Consider the following 16,873-nt stretch of genomic DNA (forward strand, 5'->3'; position numbering starts at 1 on the left):
GTGCTCGCAGCGGGCCTCGGCCGCCGAGACCGGCCAAGACGCGGTCCAGGGCCCCGCGTCACTCGGCAAAGGTTCCGGACGGCCCGTTAGGGAGCGTGGTCCCGCCGGCCGACAGGCCCGAGGGTGCGGCGGATGCGCGCCACCATGCGCGGGTCGGCGAGCAGTTCGTCCACCAGGACCGGCTCTCCCTCGCCGCTGGTGAGCGGGATGCGCCAGTTCGGGTACTCGTCGCTGGTGCCGGGCTGGTTCTGCATGCGCCGCTCCCCCACCACGTCGGTGAGCGCGACCCCGATCATGCGGGCGGGGGTGGCCACCAGGTAGGCGTGCATGGCCGCCACCACGGCGGCCGGGTCGGCCACGGGGTCCACGTCCTCGTCGAGCAGGCCCAGCTCCACGAGGAGCTCGCGCCAGCGTTCCACCCGCGACTCGGCGTCGGCGCGCTCCTCCTCCACGGGGCGGCCGAGCAGGCCCAGCCGGTCGCGCAGCTCGACGTGCTCGGTGGACAGGAACGACGCCACCGGCGGCAGGTCGTGGGTGGCGACCGTGGCCAGGCAGTCGGTGCGCCACTCCTCCGGCGGGCGCGGGCGGCCGTCGGCGTCCTGCTCGAACCACAGCACGGAGGTACCGAGGATCCCGCGGTCGGCGAGGTGTTCGCGCACCCACGGCTCCACGGTGCCCAGGTCCTCCCCGACCACGACGGCGTCCGCCCGGTGGGCGGCCAGGGCGAGCGTGCCCACCATGCCCTCGTGGTCGAACCTGACGTAGGTGCCCTCGGCCGCGGAGGCGCCCTCGGGCACGCACCAGAGCCGGAACATGCCCATGACGTGGTCGATGCGGACCCCGCCCGCGTAGCGGAACGCCTGGGCCAGGATCTGGCGGAACGGTTCGTAGCCGCGCCCGGCCAGGCGCCGGGGGTGCCAGGGCGGCTGGCCCCAGTCCTGCCCCTGCCGGTTGAACTCGTCCGGGGGCGCCCCCACGTGCAGGCCGGGCACGAGGGCGTCCCCGTACATCCACGCGTCCGCGCCGCCCGCCTGCACCCCGATGGCCAGGTCGTGCACGATGCCGACGGCCATCCCGCCGGTCTCGGCGGTGGTCTGCGCCTGGGAGAGCTGCTCGTCGAGGATCCACTGGAGCCAGCGGTGGAACTCCACGGCGGGCCACCGGCGCAGGGCCTCCTCCCCGACGTCGCGGCTGTGGACCCCGCGCAGCCCCTGCGGCCAGGTCCGGTAGTCGGTGCCGTGCCGCTCGGCCAGGGCCGACCAGGTGGCGAACTCGACCAGCGGTCGGCCCTCGCGTTCGAGGTAGGCGCGCAGGGAGGCCTCGCGGCCGGGGGCGCGGGGCGACTCGAAGAGGACCTCCAGGGCGGCGCGCTTGGCCCTCCACACGGAGTCGCGGTCGAGGAGGTCGGCGGTGCGGCCGCGTTCGCGCAGCGGCCGGGCCAGGCGCTGGATGCCCTCGCGCTGGGCGGGGTCGAGCCGGGCGTACTCGGGCACGTCCTCGATGCGGATGTAGAGGGGGCTGGCGTAGCGGCGGCTGACCGGCAGGTAGGGCGAGGGCTCCACCGGGGGCAGCGGCTCGGTGGCGTGCACCGGGTTGATCAGGGCGAAGTCGGCGCCCAGGTCGCGCGCGCTCCAGTCGGCGAGCTCGGCGAGGTCGCGCAGGTCGCCGGTGCCCCAGGAGGCGCGGGAGCGCACGCTGTAGACCTGCGCCATGATCCCCCACAGGCGCGGGTGGTCCCTGAGCGCGCTGGGTTCGATGCGGTCGGGGGCCACGAGCAGGGGCGCGGTGTGCTCGGCGGCGCCGTCGGTGACGCGCAGGGTGTGCACGCCCAGCGGCAGCCCGGGGCCGAAGGGCAGCAGGGAGCCGCCGCAGGTCTCGACGACGCTGTGCGTCCCCTCGGCGAGCACGAGGTCGGGCGCCTTGCCCTCGCGGACGACGACCGCGGGCGGCAGCGGGCCCGGCGCCGCCCCCGCGTCCGGGGCCGCCGGGTCCACGCCCAGGGCGGCCAGGACATGGCGGATGGTGTCGGGGCTGACCGGGACCCTGCGCCCCCGCCAGTCCTCGTAGGTCGTCGCGACTCCGTGCTGCTCGGCCAACCGTGCCAGCTGAACGTCCCTCACAGAATCCGATCATGCCCTACCAGGGGCTCCGTACACCGGAGGCCGTTCCGGCGTGGGACCAGAACGTGTCCCGGGTGCGGGCCGATAACGGCTCCCCGCGCGGCGCGTCCGGACTGTCCAGCACGTACAAACGGGCGCTCTGCACAGGCCGTCAAAGCGATCGCCCGATGTCCTCGACATCTGCATAATCGAGGTGTGCTCGCGAACTACCGACGGCTCTTCGCCGTCCCCCACGTGCTTCCCCTGCTGGCCTGGTCCCTGGCCGCGCGCTTCTACATGCCGGGGCTGATGATCGCGGTCACCTTCCTGGTGGAGGGGTGGACCGGCTCCTACACCCTGGCCGGGCTGGTCGCGGGCGCCTTCACCCTGGGCATCGCGCTGGTGGGACCGCTGCGCGGGCGGATGGCCGACCGGGGCGGAACCGACCGGCTGGTGCTGGTGTGCGGCGTGGTGTTCAGCGCGGGGCTGCTGGGCCTGGTCCTGCTGCCCGAGCGGCTGTGGTGGCTCTCGCTCCCGCTGGCGCTGGGCACCGGGCTGTTCGGCTCCCCGGCCAACCAGATCGTGCGGGCGCTGTGGCCGCGGCTGACGCGCGGCCCCGAACGGCAGGCGATCTACGCGGCCGAGGCGACCACCCAGGAGCTGCTCTTCGTCTTCTCCCCGATCATGACCGCTGGAGTGGTGGCCTTCGCCGGTGCGCGCTGGGCGCTGGTGCTGCTGTCGGCGGTGGCCCTGCTCGGTTCGCTCGGGTTCGCGCTCGGGCTGCGCCGGGCCGGGGTGACCGGCCCCGCGCCGACCGGGGAGGGAGCCGGTGAGGAGCCGTCCGGTCCCCTCCGGAGTCTGCTGCGCAGCCCGGCGCTGGTGGCGCTGTTCCTCATGTGCCTGCTGATGGTCAGCGGGATCATGGGCGTGGACCTGGTGATCGTGGCGTGGGCCAACGAGCTCGGCGCCCCGCAGTACGTGATGGTGCTGGCGTCGGTGTGGGCGCTGGGGTCGCTGGTGGGCGGGGCGATCGCGGGCGCGCTGCGCGGACGCCCCCACCTGGTGCGCCGCTGCTTCGGCTCGGCGCTGGGCGTGGCGGTGCTGGTGCCGTTCGTACCGCCGTTCGCGCAGCTGTCGACACCGCTGCTGATCACACCGCTGCTGTTCCTGTCCGGTATGGCGCTGGCGCCGACCCTGGCCGCGGTCATGGGCCGTCTGGGCGACCTGGCCCCCGCGCGGCGGCGGGCCGAGGCCTTCGGGTGGATGTCCACGGCTCTGGGCGTGGGCGGGGCGGTGGCCGGTCCGCTGTCCGGCGGCCTGATCGACCTCATGGGGATCGCGGGCGGTGTGCTGGGCGCCGCGGTGCTGGTGCTGGTGTCGGCGCTGCTGAGCCTGTTCGTGCCCGAACCGCCCCCCGAGGCCGCCGAGGAGCCGGGCGGCCTCGACCCCGAGGAGGTCGGGGGGAGTGTGCTGGAGGCCCCTCCGGTGCACGGCGCCGCGGCGGGCGCCGAGGCCGCGTCCGACGAGCCCCGCTGAGGCGCGGGCCGCCGGAGCGCGCGCCTCGTGCCGGTCCTCGCTGCCGCTGTCGGCGTCGGGGTGGTACCGAACGGGGGGCGGCCCCGGCCGTCACACCGGTGACGAGTCCGGTCGGCCGGCGCGCAGCGGCGGGACGCGGTGGGCCCACGGGCGCGCGCGTTCGAGCTGCGCCGACAGCGACAGCAGGGTGCCCTCGCCGCCCATGCGGCCGGTGAGCATGACGCCGATCGGCAGTCCCTCGGGCGACCAGTGCAGGGGGACGCTGACCGAGGGCTGTCCCGAGACGTTGTAGACCGAGGTGAACGGCGCGAACGCGGTCATCCGCCGGAACTCCTCCTCGGGTCCGTCGCCGGTGAAGTGCCCCAGCGGGACCGGGGGCGCGGCCAGCACGGGCGAGAGCACCGCGTCGAGGGGTTCGGTCGCGGCGACCAGGGAGCGGACGCCGCGCTGGAGGCGGGCGCAGGCGGCGATGTAGTCGGGCACGGGCGTGGCGCGGGCCCGCTCGCGCAGCCATTGGTTGAGGGGGCTCAGCTCGGCCTCGCGGGCGGGGGCGACCGGCGTGGCCGAGGCCATCGCCGCCCAGACCACGCCGAAGTCCGCCATGAAGGAGCCTCCGAAGTGGGCGTCCCCGGGGGCGGGGACCTCCTCCACCTCGTGTCCGAGGTCGGCCAGGAGGCGGACGGCCTCCTCGTGGGCGGCCAGGACGTGGGGGTGCACGGGGATCCGGGCGGAGCCGGTGGTGGCGTGGCAGCCGATGCGCAGGCGTCCGGGTTCGCGGCCCACGTGGTCGGCGAAGGTCTCGCCCGGCGGCAGGGGCGGCGCGGTGAAGTGGTCGCCCGGTCCGGAGAAGGCCATGGCGTCCAGGAGGAGGGCGGCGTCGCGGACGCCTCGGGTGAGGGGTCCGGCGGTGGACAGGCCCGCGAGGTCGGGTTTGAGGGGTGCGCCGGAGATCCGGCCGCGGGTGGGCTTGAGGCCGAAGAGCCCGCACGCGCTGGCGGGGATGCGGATCGAGCCGCCGCCGTCGCTGCCCTGGGCCACGGGGGCGAGTCCGGCGGCGACGGCCGCCGCGGCGCCTCCGCTGGAGCCGCCCGGGGACAGGTCGGTGTTCCAGGGGTTGCGGGAGGGCGGGGCGACGGCGTTCTCGGTGTAGCAGCTCGACCCGAACTCGGGGGTGTTGGTTTTTCCCGGCAGGACCGCGCCCGCGGCGCGCAGCCGGGCGACCACGCCCGAGTCGGTCGGGGCGACGGCGTCGCGGAAGACCGGTGAGCCCTGGGTGAGGCGGACCCCGGCGACCGGGTCGAGGTCCTTGACGGGCACGGGGAGCCCGAGGAGGGGGGGCAGGGTCTCTGGCGTGTCGGCCATCACCCGCTTCTGCGCGTAACGGGCTTGTTCGAGCGCCTTTTCCGGGGTGACCGTAATGTACGCGCCGACGAGGTGGTCGTACCTCTCGGTGCGGTCCAGGAAGTGCTCAGTGATCTCAGTAGGCGACAGCTCACGACTGCGGACCATCGCGAGGAGGCGGTGGGCCGGAAGGTCATGGATCTGGGTCATGGCGAGACAGGTTAGCGGGCACACCGCAGGGCACCACGGTGAGGAGGAACCGCTTCTCCAGAGAGACTGACCGAAGGGTAAGCATTCCCTGTCCCAAGGCGACCGACACGCTTACGCACCGAGGAACAGGGATACAAAAGTGTGAGAAGTAATGCACTAGGACTCGGATATGGATCGAACTAACCTGTCCGACGTGAAATCGGCTACCAGAGTGAACGGCTCCACTCCAACGTCCGGGGGATCGGACCCCGAAAGGCCCGAATCCCTCTTTTTCCCCAATCAGAGAAAGAAGAAGGACACCTCGGGCGGCAAGGCGGTCTACGGTGCCCTGCGCTCCAACCGTTCCGTCCGCAGATGGGTGGTACGCGGCGGCGGCGCCGCCGTGGTGGCCGTCCTGATCGGCCTGCTCACCTCCGACTGGCGGATCGGCGTCACCTTCGGCGTCCTCACCCTGGCCGGGATCATGGTGTACGCCTCCCGGCGCGAGTCGGAGATCCCGCGCTGGCGCAAGCCCTCGGCGGCCCAGCGCAAGACCGAGGCGCAGCTCAAGGTGATGAAGCAGCTCGGCTACCGCGTCCTGCACGCGCGCGCGGTGCCCGGCGGCAACGGCCAGATCGACCACTTCATCGTGGGCCGGCGGGGCGCGTTCGCCATCGACTCCGAGTCGTGGGACAAGCGGCTGCCGCTGCGCAACAAGCTGGAGAAGCTCTACCACGGGCGGTTCAGCAAGAACGAGCGCATCGACGAAGCCCTGGAGGAGGCCAAGCGGGCGCAGGACCTGATCAGCTCCGAACTGGGGCGCGAGATCAAGGTGCGCGCGTCGCTGGCCATCTACGGACCCGGCATGCCCTGGGACAGCCACCGGCTGCGGGGCGTGGACATCATCACCGGCACCAAGGTCCGCAAGTGGCTGCGCAGCGGCCGGGACCGCCTGACCGAGAAGGAGATCGAGGAGATCTACCAGGCCGCGATGAAGGCCCTGCCGCCCAGGTACTGAGACGCCCCCACCCCCCCTGACGCCACCCCGGCCCGGGACGGACCACAGCGCCGTGGCACCCGGGCCCTCCTGTTTCCAGGGGCTTCTCGCTCCCCCGCACCGGCCGCGCCCCGGCCGCGGCCCGGCCTTCCCACCACGGGCGTCTCACGATCCGGATGGCCCGTCTTCCAGTACGAGACCAGAGCGGTGCGACGAAGGACTACCATCGAGGGGAAACACCCGTAACGATGGGAGCCCGCCCCATGCCAGCCCTACGCTCACGCACCGTCACCCACGGCAGGAACATGGCCGGCGCGCGCGCCCTCATGCGCGCCACCGGTGTGGAGCGCGAGGACTTCGGCAAGCCCATCGTGGCCGTGGCCAACAGCTTCACCGAGTTCGTGCCGGGCCACGTCCACCTGCGCGAGGTGGCCGAGGTCGTCGCCAACGCCGTCCGCGAGGCGGGCGGCGTCCCCCGCGAGTTCAACTCCATCGCCGTGGACGACGGCATCGCCATGGGCCACGGCGGCATGCTCTACTCCCTGCCCAGCCGCGAGCTGATCGCCGACTCGGTCGAGTACATGGTCAACGCGCACTGCGCCGACGCCCTGGTGTGCGTGTCCAACTGCGACAAGATCACCCCGGGCATGCTGCTGGCCGCGCTGCGCCTGAACATCCCCACGGTGTTCGTCTCCGGCGGCCCCATGGAGGCGGGCAAGGTCACGGTGGTCGACGGCACCGCCACCACCGTGCGCAAGCTGGACCTGATCAACCCGATGATCGCCGCGGCCGACGAGAGCGTCTCCCAGGCCGAGCTGGACGAGATGGAGGAGGCCGCCTGCCCGACCTGCGGCTCCTGCTCGGGCATGTTCACCGCCAACTCGATGAACTGCCTCACCGAGGCGATCGGCCTGGCCCTGCCCGGCAACGGCACCGTGCTGGCCACCCACACCGCCCGCCGCGCCCTGTACGAGGACGCCGGACGCCTGGTCGTGGAGGCCGCCAAGCGCTACTACGAGGACGACGACTCCTCCGTCCTGCCGCTGTCCATCGCCACCCCCGAGGCCTTCGGCAACGCCATGGCCCTGGACGTGGCCATGGGCGGCTCCACCAACACGATCCTGCACCTGCTGGCCGCGGCCACCGAGGCGGGCGTCGGCTTCGGCCTGCCCGAGATCGACGCGGTCTCGCGCCGGGTGCCGTGCCTGTGCAAGGTCGCGCCGAACACCGAGAAGTACCACATCGAGGACGTGCACCGGGCGGGCGGCATCCCCTCCATCCTGGGCGAGCTGGCCCGCGGCGGCCTGCTGGACACCTCCCTGCCCACGGTGCACGGTAAGACGGTCGGCGAGTTCATCGCCGAGTGGGACATCGTCTCCGACACCGTCTCACCCGAGGCCGTGGAGCTGTTCCACGCCGCCCCCGGCGGCAAGCGCACCACCAAGGCCTACTCACAGGACACCCGCTGGGACACCCTGGACACCGACCGGGAGAAGGGCTGCATCCGCTCCGTCGAGCACGCCTACACCAAGGACGGCGGCCTGGCGGTGCTGTTCGGCAACCTCGCCCCGGACGGCGCGATCGTCAAGACCGCGGGCGTGGAGGAGGAGCTGTGGACCTTCTCCGGACCGGCCAAGGTGTTCGAGTCCCAGGAGGACGCCGTGGACGGCATCCTCAACAAGCGGATCGAGCCCGGTGACGTGGTGGTCATCCGTTACGAGGGCCCCAAGGGCGGTCCGGGCATGCAGGAGATGCTGTACCCGACGAGCTTCCTCAAGGGCCGCGGCCTGGGCAAGGCGTGCGCCCTCATCACCGACGGCCGCTTCTCCGGCGGCACGTCGGGGCTGTCCATCGGCCACGCCTCCCCCGAGGCCGCCGCGGGCGGTGACATCGCGCTGGTGGAGGACGGCGACGTCATCAGCATCGACATCCCCAACCGGGGCATCGTGCTGGAGGTCTCCGCGGAGGAGCTCGACGCGCGCCGCGAGCGCCTGCTCAAGGAGCTGGGCCGGTTCAGGCCGCGCGACCGACAGCGGCCGGTGACCGCGGCTCTGCGCGCCTACGCGGCCATGGCGACCTCGGCCTCGACCGGCGCCGCGCGCGACGTGTCCCAGGTCGAGAAGTAGCGGACCGGGAGGTGGGGCGGCGCGGCCGCCCCACCCTCAGGAGCAGCAGCCGCCCCCGCAGCACCCTCCACCGGAGGGCGCGGGGGCGGACGCGCGTCCGCCCACCGCCACGGTGGACAGCAGCCGGACCGTGTCGCCGTGCCCCTGGGGGCAGGCCGCCGGGTCACCGGCCCGCGCCATCGGACGGGAGAGCTCGAAGGTGTCGCCGCACTCGCGGCAGCGGAAGTCGTATCTGGGCATGCGGTCAGGATACGACCGCGCCCGGCTCATCCCGTGAAGGGGTTCAGGAGCCGCACTCCACGGTTCGCGACGTCCTTGGTGTTACGGGTGACGAACGTCCACCCGTGGTGCTTGGCGGTGGCCGCCATCAGACCGTCGACCACGGGTATCCGATCCGGAACGTTCATCGGCGCCCATTCGAGGACGACTCCCACGTCCACGGGGACGACCCTGTCTCCGTAGGCGCGGACGAGTCGGTCGAGCCAGTCGGACAACCGCTCCGCCTGGGAACGGTCGCCCCGGTGGTGCAGTTTGCGGACTCCCAGCCGGATCTCTCCCACCACGAGTGCGCTGATGTACAGGTCCGAGTCCTCGACCTCGTCCCACCACCTCAGGAACCCCGGGTCCGGCTCGCGCCGACGCAGTTCGGACAGGACGTTCGTGTCAAGGAGGAAGCTCAACGTTCGCCCCAGTCGATCTCGCGCCCGAGATCCGGGGCACGGACCTCGTCGAGCACGTCCAGCGGAGGCACGGAACCGAGAAGCTCCTTGAAACCTCCGGACTCCCCCTTCAGCCTGCGGTACTCCTCCATGTCCACCAGTACCGCGATCTCACGCCCGTGGCGTGTGATGATCTGGTCGCCCTCACTCTCCACCGCACGGAGCACCTCACTGGTGCGCTGCTTCAGTTCCTGTACCTGCCATCTCACAGCAACCACCTCCGGTTACAGTCTAGACTGTCTGGACAGAAGATGGAGGACGTTCCGCACCGTAGCGGGGGAAGAGCCGAGGGAGCACGCGACCGCCCCCCGGCGCGTGCGCCGGAGGGCGGTCGGGGTCGGCGGCGGTGCCGGGTGGGACGCGAGGTCCCGGCTCCGCCGGATCAGGCGGCCAGGTGGGCCATGTACGGCTCCCACTGGGGGTCGCCGTGGAGGTCACCGTTGATCAGGCGCCAGTGGGGCCCCTTGGGCACCTTGGGGGTCACGTGCAGCTCCCAGCCGAGTTCGTCCAGGAACTTGTCGGCCTTGCGGTGGTTGCACGGCTTGCACGCGGCGACCACGTTCTCCCACACGTGCGCGCCGCCGCGGCTGCGCGGGATGACGTGGTCGATGGTCTCGGCCTTCTTGCCGCAGTATCCGCAGGTGTGCCTGTCGCGCCGCATGAGGGCGACCCTGGTGAGGGGCACTCTGCGGCTGTAGGGGACGCTGATGTAGCGTCGGAGCCGGATGACCGACGGCACGTCGTAGGAGCGCGTCGCCGAGTGCAGTATCGCGCCCGCGTCGTCCTGGTGGACGACCTCCGCCTTCTCTCTCAGGACGAGCAGGATCGCCCTGCGCAGGGGCAGTGTCGTCAGTGGTTCGAAGCTGGCGTTGAGCAGCAGCACGTGGCGGCGGGCGGTGCCTGTGCCACCCTCCCGGCTGCTTCGGGCGCTCATCGCGTCGCCCCAGCCGTCGTCTGTGACGGCCGTGTCTCCTCCCCAGCCAGCCGATCGGCCAGCCAGGAGACCTCCCTGTGCACCGATCCGAGGATCGATGGTTCCGTACGCCTTGCCACACGGACCTCCCGGTGGTCCCGCCGAGTTGCGTCCCGCATTCAGTTTGCGTGGTCGGACCGCTCCGGCGCCACCCCAATTTGCGCTGGGCCGCCCAGAAACCGCGTGTTCCCCCTTTTCCCGGCTCCATTGTGCGCTGGCGGCGCTCCTTTTCACACTGGCGCCGCGCCGGACACATCGGGGTGGATGGCGGTGGATAGGGTGCGAAGTATGCGTGAACTCCGCTACCCCCAGGCCGCACGGCTGGACATCATCGAGAACCTGCACGGTCACACGGTCGGTGACCCCTACCGGTGGTTGGAGGACGGCGATTCGGCGCAGACCAAGGAGTGGGCTGCCGCGGAGGACGCCCTGTACACCGAGGTCTCATCGCGGTTCACCACAAGGAACTGGTTCGCCGACCAGGTGCGGTCCCTGCTGGGCGCCGGAAGCGTCGGGGCGCCCGTGTGGCGGGGTGAGCGCCGCTTCTTCGTCCGCCGCACCGCCGAACAGGAGCACGGTGTGCTCTACGTCCAGGACGGCGACGGCCCCGAGCGGGTGCTGGTGGACCCCGGGGCGCTCGACCCCCAGGGTCTGACCACACTGGACGCCTGGAAGCCCGACCGCTCCGGCGCGCTCCTGGCCTACCAGCTCTCCGAGGGCGGCGACGAGGAGTCGGTGCTGCGCGTCGTGGACGTGGCCAGCGGAGACCTGGTGGACGGACCCGTCGATCGGGTCCGGTACAGCCCGATCGCGTGGCTGCCCGACTCCTCCGCCTTCTACTACGTGCGCCGGCTCCCCCGGGACCAGGTGCCCGAGGGTGAGGAGAGCTACCACCGCCGCGTCTACCTGCACCGCCTGGGCACCCCCGCCGAGCAGGACACCCTGGTCTTCGGCGAGGGCCGCGACAAGACCGAGTACTTCACCCCGGTCGTGAGCCGGGACGGGCGCTGGCTGGTGCTGCTGGCCAACCGCGGCACCTCGGCGGCCACCGACGCGTGGATCGCCGACCTGTCCGACGGCGGCCTGGACGCGCCGCGCCTGGTCCCCTTCCAGGAGGGCGTGGACGCCTCCCTGTACCCGCACGTGGGCCGGGACGGGCGCCTGTACCTGTTCACCGACCGGGACGCCCCGCGCGGACGCCTGTGCGTGGCCGACCCCGCCGACCCCGGCTACGGGAACTGGACCACTCTGGTCCCGGAGGACCCCGAGGCGGTGCTGGAGGGGTACGCGGTCCTGGACGGCCCCGGGATGGAGCGGCCCGAACTGCTGGTCTCGCGCAGCCGCCACGCCGTCAGCGAGATCACCCGGCACGCCCTGGCCACCGGCGAACTCCTGGGCGGGCTGGACATGCCCGGCCTGGGCACCGTGACCGGGCTGCTCGAACGCCCCGAGGGCGGGCACGAGGCGTGGTTCGGCTACACCGACAACACCCACCCCTCGTCGGTGTACCGCTACGACGCGCTCTCGGGCGAGGTGTCGCTGTGGGCCGACGCCCCCGGTGACATCGACCTGCCCGACGTGCGGGTGGAGCAGGTCACCTACACCTCCCGAGACGGCACGGCGGTGCGCATGCTCGTGGTCTCGCCCCAGGCGCCCGCCGAAGGACCGCGGCCGACCATCCTGTACGGCTACGGGGGCTTTCGCATCTCCCTCACTCCCGCCTACTCGGCGGTGGCGCTGGCCTGGGTGCGCGCGGGCGGCGTGTACGCCATCGCCAACCTGCGCGGCGGACTGGAGGAGGGCGAGGAGTGGCACCGGGCGGGCATGTTCGCCGACAAGCAGAACGTCTTCGACGACTGCGCGGCGGCGGCCGAGCACCTGGTCGCCACCGGGGTGACCGACCCCGGGCAGCTGGCCGTCATGGGCGGCAGCAACGGCGGACTGCTGGTGGGGGCCATGGTCACGCAGCGGCCGGACCTGTTCACCGCCGCGGTCTGCTCGGCCCCGCTGCTGGACATGGTCCGCTACGAGCGGTTCGGACTGGGCCAGTTGTGGAACGTCGAGTACGGCACCGCCGACGACCCCGAGCAGCTGGGGTGGCTGCTGGGGTACTCGCCCTACCACAACGTGCGCGAGGGCACCCGCTACCCGGCGACGCTGTTCACCGTGTTCGACAACGACACCCGCGTGGACCCGCTGCACGCGCGCAAGCTGTGCGCGCTGATGCAGCACGCCACGGGGGCCGCGCCCGAGGAGCGGCCGATCCTGCTGCGCCGGGAGTCGGAGGTGGGCCACAGCTCGCGGTCGGTGAGCCGCAGTGTGGCGCTCAACTCCGAGCAGCTGGCCTTCCTCGCCCACTACCTGGGGCTCCGCGTGGACTGAGGTCCCCTCCCCGGTGTCCGCCCCCGCGAGAGCAACAACACAGGGGGCGGGCACCGGGGGACGCCCGTTCCTCCGCGAAGCGTTGAGACAATCGAGGGGACCGCCCCCCAGGAGAACAGCGCGAGAGGATCCGGACGTGACACAGACCGAGACCGGAGCCGCCGACACCCGGACGGCCGAGCCCCGGAGGCACGTGCACCTCGCGCAGGTCCGCTACGCCGACCTCGACCCGCAGCACCACGTCAACAACGTGCGGATGCTGACCTACCTGGAGGACGCCCGGGTGTCCTTCCTGCGCTACGGCGGTGCCGTCGAGGGCGACGAGGTCTTCGGCGCCATGGTGGTGGCCCGCCAGGAGGCGGACTACGCGGCCCCGCTGCTGCCCCGCTCCGAGCCGGTGCGCGTGGAGCTGTGGGTGACCGAGGTGCGCAACGCCAGCTTCACGCTGGCCTACGAGATCCGGGACGAGACCACGGTGTACCTGCGGGCCAGGACGGTGCTGGTCGGCTTCGACGTGCCCACGCAGCGCGCCCGGCGGCTCAACGAGGTCGAGCGCGCCTTCCTCGCCGACTACGCCTGAGCGCCGCGGGGACCGGGCGGCCCGGTCCCGGCGGCCGTGTCGCCTCGGATCACTTGAGGGAGATGGTGACGGCCTCGCCGTCGTCCCCGTCGTCGCCCTTGGCGGACACCGAGACCCGGGTCGGGTTGGCGACCTCGGGAGCGGTGGTCTCCTCGGGCACGTTGACCATGCTGTGCGCCGCCATGACCATGTACTCCCAGAGCTGGCGCTCCAGGGCTTCGTGCAGGTCCAGGGAGTCCACGGCGGCGCGCATGTGCGTGAGCCACAGGTCGCGCTCGGCGACGCCGATGCGGAACGGCACGTGCCGCATGCGCAGCCGGGGGTGGCCACGCTGCTCGTTGTAGGTGCGGGGGCCGCCCCAGTACTGGATGAGGAACAGGCGCAGGCGCTCCTCGGCGGGGCCGAGGTCCTCCTCGGGGTACATGGGCCGCAGCACGGGGTCGTCGGCCACCCCCTCGTAGAAGCGGCGGACCAGGCGGGTGAAGGTCTCCTCACCGCCCACGGCCTCGTAGAACGTCATCTGCACGGGCTCGTCGCCCGCGCTCTGCTGGGAATCGCGCGCGGAAGTCATCGCCACCAGGGTATGCGACCGCCCCGGCCCGGACGAGTCGTCCGCCGGGGCGCGGGAGCGCGAGGGCCCGCGGCAGGATCGGGGATCCGGCCGCGGGCCCTGGGCACCGCTCGGCGCGGGGCGCTCGGCCCCGGCCGGTCAGTCGCGGGTGAGCTTGCGGTGGGTGACCGCGTGCGGGCGCGCGGCGTCCGGGCCCAGGCGCTCGACCTTGTTCTTCTCGTAGGACTCGAAGTTGCCCTCGAACCAGTACCAGTTGGCGTCGCCCTCCCACGCGAGGATGTGCGTGGCGACGCGGTCGAGGAACCAGCGGTCGTGGGAGGTGATCACGGCGCAGCCGGGGAAGTCCAGCAGCGCGTTCTCCAGCGAGCCGAGGGTCTCCACGTCCAGGTCGTTGGTGGGCTCGTCCAGGAGCAGCAGGTTGCCGCCCTGCTTGAGGGTGAGCGCCAGGTTCACGCGGTTGCGCTCACCGCCGGAGAGCACACCGGACGGCTTCTGCTGGTCGGAGCCCTTGAAGCCGAACGCGGCGACGTAGGCGCGGCTGGGGATCTCGACCTTGCCGACCTGGATGAAGGTCTCGCCGTCGGAGACGGTCTCCCAGACGTTCTTGGTGTCGTCGATGCGGCCGCGGTACTGGTCGACGTAGGAGATCTCGACGGTCTCGCCGACGTTGATCCTGCCCTGGTCGGGGGTCTCCTCGCCGACGATCATCTTGAACAGCGTCGTCTTGCCGACACCGTTGGGGCCGATGACGCCGACGATGCCGTTGGGCGGCAGCGAGAAGCTCAGGTCCTCGATGAGCACGCGGTCGCCGAAGCCCTTGGTGAGGTTCTTGACCTCGACCACGGTGTTGCCCAGGCGCGGGCCCGGCGGGATCTGGATCTCCTCGAAGTCCAGCTTGCGGGTCTTGTCGGCCTCGGCGGCCATCTCCTCGTAGCGCTGGAGGCGGGCCTTGCTCTTGGTCTGGCGGGCCTTGGCGTTGGAGCGGACCCACTCCAGCTCGTCCTTGAGCCGCTTGGCCTTCTTGGCGTCCTTTTGCCCCTCGACCTTCAGGCGGGCCTGCTTGGTCTCCAGGTAGACGCTGTAGTTGCCCTCGTAGGGGTAGAACTGGCCCCGGTCCAGCTCCAGGATCCACGTGGCGACGTGGTCCAGGAAGTACCTGTCGTGTGTGATCGCGATGATGGTGCCCGGGTACTTGGCCAGGTGCTGCTCCAGCCAGTTCACACTCTCGGCGTCGAGGTGGTTGGTGGGCTCGTCGAGCAGCAGCAGGTCGGGCTGCTCCAGCAGGAGCTTGCACAGGGCCACGCGGCGCTTCTCGCCACCGGAGAGCTGGGTGACGGAGGCGTCGCCGGGCGGGCAGCGCAGCGCGTCCATCGCCTGCTCCAGCTGGCTGTCCAGGTCCCAGGCGCCCCGGTGGTCGAGCTGCTCCTGGAGCTTGCCCATCTCCTCGAGCAGGTCGTCGGAGTAGTCCGTCGCCATCTGCTCGGCGATCTCGTTGAAGCGGGTCAGCATCGCCTTGGTCTCGGCGACGCCGTCCTCGACGTTCTCCAGGACGGTCTTGTCCGGGTCGAGGTGGGGTTCCTGCGCGAGCAGTCCGACGGTGAAACCGGGCATGAGCCTCGCCTCGCCGTTGGACGGCTGCTCGATGCCGGCCATGATCTTCAGAAGCGTCGACTTACCCGCACCGTTGGGGCCCACGACGCCGATCTTGGCTCCGGGCAGGAACGACCCCGAAACGTTGTCCAGGACGACTTTGTCGCCGTGCGCCTTGCGCACGTTGTTCATGGTGTAGATGTACTCCGGCATGAGTCCAAGCCTAGGGTGTCGCGGCCAATGCCCCCGCCATGGCCCGGGCCCGCGGGAGCCGGTTCCGGGCGGCGGTCGCGACCGAGAAGGCCGCGGCTCCACGGCCCGGGGCGGTGAGGCCGGTCCGGGGCCTCCGTCGCGGCCACAAGGCCACCGCCCCACGGCCGAGGCGGGGCCCGTTCCGCACGGGGAGTGGGACCCGGTTCCGTACGGGGGTCCCGCCGGATCGGGGCGGTGGGGTCCGCCGGACGGGCCCGGCCGCGCCCGCGAAGGCCGCGTCCCCTCACTCCTGCGGCCGCTGGCTCCTCGCCCGCAGCCAGCGGGGCGTGAACTCACGCCAGCGCTCCACGGGCAGCCCCCAGGCCAGGGCCCGGCTCATCAGCACCGCCATGGAGTAGCCGGGGTCGGCGGCCAGGGCCACCTCCAGCGCCGCGGCGGCCAGGGGCTCGTCCCCGCGCTGCCAGGCGGCGACCGCCAGCAGCGAGGCGGGCGCCGCGCGCTGGTGCCGGGGCAGGTGGCGGGTGACCCTGGCCCACAGTTCCTGGTGCACGGGGGCCGCCTCGGCGGTGATGCGCGCCCACGCCTCGTCACGCACCCGGATCTCACCCAGGTAGACCCCCAGCCAGGCCAGTTCCTCCCGGTCGGTGACGCCCCGGCCCGCCCGTTCGGCCCGCACCGCCGCGAGCACGGCGCTCAGACCGCGGTCGGTGAGCGAGCCCCGCATCCCCTGTTCCAGGAGCCGTCGGGCGCGCGCCTGCACCTCCTCGGCGACCACGTCCATCGCGGCGCGTTCGGAACCGTGCACGGGCCGCAGCACCTCCCGCACCCGCTCGATCTCGGCCGTGACCCCGGAGAGCGGCTGGACCGGGACGATCCCGTGCAGGACCGCGCTGGCCGGGACGGTGGAGCGGTCCACGTTGACCACGGTCCCCTCCACCGGACAGCAGTCGGCCCTGGCACAGGTGTAGGACCAGTACCGGCCGCCGGTGACCCGCAGGGCGTCGACGACGGTCAGGCCGCGGCTCCGGGCGGCGGACAGGATCCCGTCCACGTAGGGCGTGACCCGTTCGGGCGGCCCGTAGGCCACGGCCACCAGGGCGGTGCAGCCCTCAGCGACGGCCATGTCCACGGGGACGACCGCGCGTTCCAACGGGTCGCCGGAGGCGGCCAGGCGCTCCAGGTCCGCGCAGAACGCCGAGTGCACGCCCTTGTCGCGCACGGCGAGGACCACGATCCCCGGATCGGGCGGCGTGCCCACCAGGTAGGGCAGGGTCGCGATGATGTCGGTCGGGTTGGTGAGGGTGAGGGCCGCGCCCGCCGCCGCGGGGCCGGTCGGCCCCGGCCCGCCGGGGCTCCGGGGCGGGGGAACGGGGGCGCCTTCGCCCGGGGAGCGCCCGGGCGCGGTCGAACGGTCGGACGGGGCGGGACGGTCGGGAGCCCGCGCGGAGTCGAGGGGGCGTCGGGGGTCGGAGGGGCCGAGGGAGTGGTGCGGCTGGTCAGAGTGCATATCTTCACGGTGCGTGATCCGACGGTTCGGGCGCAACGCCCTTCTTCGCG

Annotated in this window: 14 protein-coding genes; 5 read left to right on the forward strand and 9 right to left on the reverse strand. The window is 72.4% G+C overall.

Translation table 11 applies throughout. The annotated features are described in order from the left end of the window. Window positions 1–86 precede the first annotated feature (86 nt). Window positions 87–2,120, reverse strand: coding sequence for a 4-alpha-glucanotransferase (malQ, locus tag UIS43_RS10735; RefSeq protein WP_071622542.1), 2,034 nt, complete (start codon window positions 2,118–2,120; stop codon window positions 87–89). Between the two features lie 195 nt (window positions 2,121–2,315). Between malQ and UIS43_RS10740 the strand changes: the two genes are divergently transcribed. Next, a complete protein-coding gene (locus UIS43_RS10740) occupies window positions 2,316–3,635 on the forward strand; it encodes an MFS transporter (RefSeq protein ID WP_370013063.1) in 1,320 nt (439 codons plus the stop codon). Between the two features lie 90 nt (window positions 3,636–3,725). On the opposite strand, the gene UIS43_RS10745 is transcribed toward UIS43_RS10740, so the two are convergent. Next, window positions 3,726–5,186 (reverse strand): amidase, encoded by a 1,461-nt coding sequence (locus tag UIS43_RS10745; protein ID WP_013154428.1) that lies wholly within the window; start codon window positions 5,184–5,186, stop codon window positions 3,726–3,728. 169 nt (window positions 5,187–5,355) lie between these two features. On the opposite strand from UIS43_RS10745, the gene UIS43_RS10750 reads away from it, so the two are divergent. Both UIS43_RS10750 and ilvD read left to right on the forward strand, forming a co-directional pair. After that, window positions 5,356–6,183: a nuclease-related domain-containing protein gene (locus UIS43_RS10750; RefSeq protein WP_013154429.1), complete on the forward strand. Its 828-nt coding sequence runs from the start codon at window positions 5,356–5,358 to the stop codon at window positions 6,181–6,183. A gap of 242 nt (window positions 6,184–6,425) precedes the next feature. Further along, entirely contained in the window at window positions 6,426–8,288 is a 1,863-nt protein-coding gene (gene ilvD / locus UIS43_RS10755) for a dihydroxy-acid dehydratase (RefSeq protein WP_013154430.1), read from the forward strand. A gap of 36 nt (window positions 8,289–8,324) precedes the next feature. Here the strand turns inward: ilvD and UIS43_RS10760 are convergent, their stop codons facing one another. From UIS43_RS10760 to UIS43_RS10775, 4 genes are all read right to left on the reverse strand, one after another. Further along, window positions 8,325–8,528, reverse strand: coding sequence for a zinc ribbon domain-containing protein (locus tag UIS43_RS10760; protein ID WP_041552825.1), 204 nt, complete (start codon window positions 8,526–8,528; stop codon window positions 8,325–8,327). A 26-nt stretch (window positions 8,529–8,554) separates the two neighbouring features. Next, window positions 8,555–8,968 carry a type II toxin-antitoxin system VapC family toxin gene (locus tag UIS43_RS10765; protein ID WP_013154432.1) on the reverse strand — a complete coding sequence of 138 codons (414 nt, stop codon included), beginning with the start codon at window positions 8,966–8,968 and terminating at the stop codon, window positions 8,555–8,557. Next, a complete protein-coding gene (locus UIS43_RS10770; RefSeq protein WP_013154433.1) occupies window positions 8,965–9,216 on the reverse strand; it encodes a type II toxin-antitoxin system Phd/YefM family antitoxin in 252 nt (83 codons plus the stop codon). Before UIS43_RS10770 ends, UIS43_RS10765 begins: the two co-directional genes overlap by 4 nt. Before the next feature lie 173 nt (window positions 9,217–9,389). Beyond that, window positions 9,390–9,890 (reverse strand): HNH endonuclease, encoded by a 501-nt coding sequence (locus tag UIS43_RS10775; RefSeq protein WP_019611059.1) that lies wholly within the window; start codon window positions 9,888–9,890, stop codon window positions 9,390–9,392. 378 nt (window positions 9,891–10,268) lie between these two features. On the opposite strand from UIS43_RS10775, the gene UIS43_RS10780 reads away from it, so the two are divergent. Both UIS43_RS10780 and UIS43_RS10785 read left to right on the forward strand, forming a co-directional pair. Continuing rightward, window positions 10,269–12,362 (forward strand): prolyl oligopeptidase family protein, encoded by a 2,094-nt coding sequence (locus UIS43_RS10780; RefSeq protein WP_013154435.1) that lies wholly within the window; start codon window positions 10,269–10,271, stop codon window positions 12,360–12,362. A 136-nt stretch (window positions 12,363–12,498) separates the two neighbouring features. Beyond that, window positions 12,499–12,942 carry a thioesterase family protein gene (locus UIS43_RS10785; protein WP_013154436.1) on the forward strand — a complete coding sequence of 148 codons (444 nt, stop codon included), beginning with the start codon at window positions 12,499–12,501 and terminating at the stop codon, window positions 12,940–12,942. Between the two features lie 49 nt (window positions 12,943–12,991). On the opposite strand, the gene UIS43_RS10790 is transcribed toward UIS43_RS10785, so the two are convergent. The 3 genes from UIS43_RS10790 to UIS43_RS10800 form a co-directional block, all read right to left on the reverse strand. Further along, on the reverse strand, window positions 12,992–13,513 hold the full coding sequence (locus UIS43_RS10790; protein ID WP_013154437.1) for a globin: 522 nt from the start codon (window positions 13,511–13,513) through the stop codon (window positions 12,992–12,994). Window positions 13,514–13,651: 138 nt separating this feature from the next. Next, window positions 13,652–15,316 (reverse strand): energy-dependent translational throttle protein EttA, encoded by a 1,665-nt coding sequence (gene ettA / locus UIS43_RS10795; RefSeq protein WP_013154438.1) that lies wholly within the window; start codon window positions 15,314–15,316, stop codon window positions 13,652–13,654. 283 nt (window positions 15,317–15,599) lie between these two features. Then, window positions 15,600–16,823, reverse strand: coding sequence for a DUF4192 domain-containing protein (locus UIS43_RS10800; protein WP_013154439.1), 1,224 nt, complete (start codon window positions 16,821–16,823; stop codon window positions 15,600–15,602). Window positions 16,824–16,873 lie beyond the last annotated feature (50 nt).

Origin of the sequence: Nocardiopsis sp. LDBS0036 (assembly GCF_041228755.1) — a bacterium.
In the GTDB taxonomy this organism is placed as follows: Bacteria; Actinomycetota; Actinomycetes; order Streptosporangiales; family Streptosporangiaceae; genus Nocardiopsis; species Nocardiopsis dassonvillei.

Excerpts from the sequence above, each read along its gene's own strand:
- ettA (WP_013154438.1), bottom strand. The coding sequence starts at position 15,316 with ATGCCGGAGTACATCTACACCATGAACAACGTGCGCAAGGCGCACGGC.
- UIS43_RS10800 (WP_013154439.1), bottom strand. The coding sequence starts at position 16,823 with ATGCACTCTGACCAGCCGCACCACTCCCTCGGCCCCTCCGACCCCCGA.
- UIS43_RS10780 (WP_013154435.1), top strand. The coding sequence starts at position 10,269 with ATGCGTGAACTCCGCTACCCCCAGGCCGCACGGCTGGACATCATCGAG.
- UIS43_RS10760 (WP_041552825.1), bottom strand. The coding sequence starts at position 8,528 with ATGCCCAGATACGACTTCCGCTGCCGCGAGTGCGGCGACACCTTCGAG.
- UIS43_RS10745 (WP_013154428.1), bottom strand. The coding sequence starts at position 5,186 with ATGACCCAGATCCATGACCTTCCGGCCCACCGCCTCCTCGCGATGGTC.
- ilvD (WP_013154430.1), top strand. The coding sequence starts at position 6,426 with ATGCCAGCCCTACGCTCACGCACCGTCACCCACGGCAGGAACATGGCC.
- UIS43_RS10790 (WP_013154437.1), bottom strand. The coding sequence starts at position 13,513 with ATGACTTCCGCGCGCGATTCCCAGCAGAGCGCGGGCGACGAGCCCGTG.
- UIS43_RS10750 (WP_013154429.1), top strand. The coding sequence starts at position 5,356 with ATGGATCGAACTAACCTGTCCGACGTGAAATCGGCTACCAGAGTGAAC.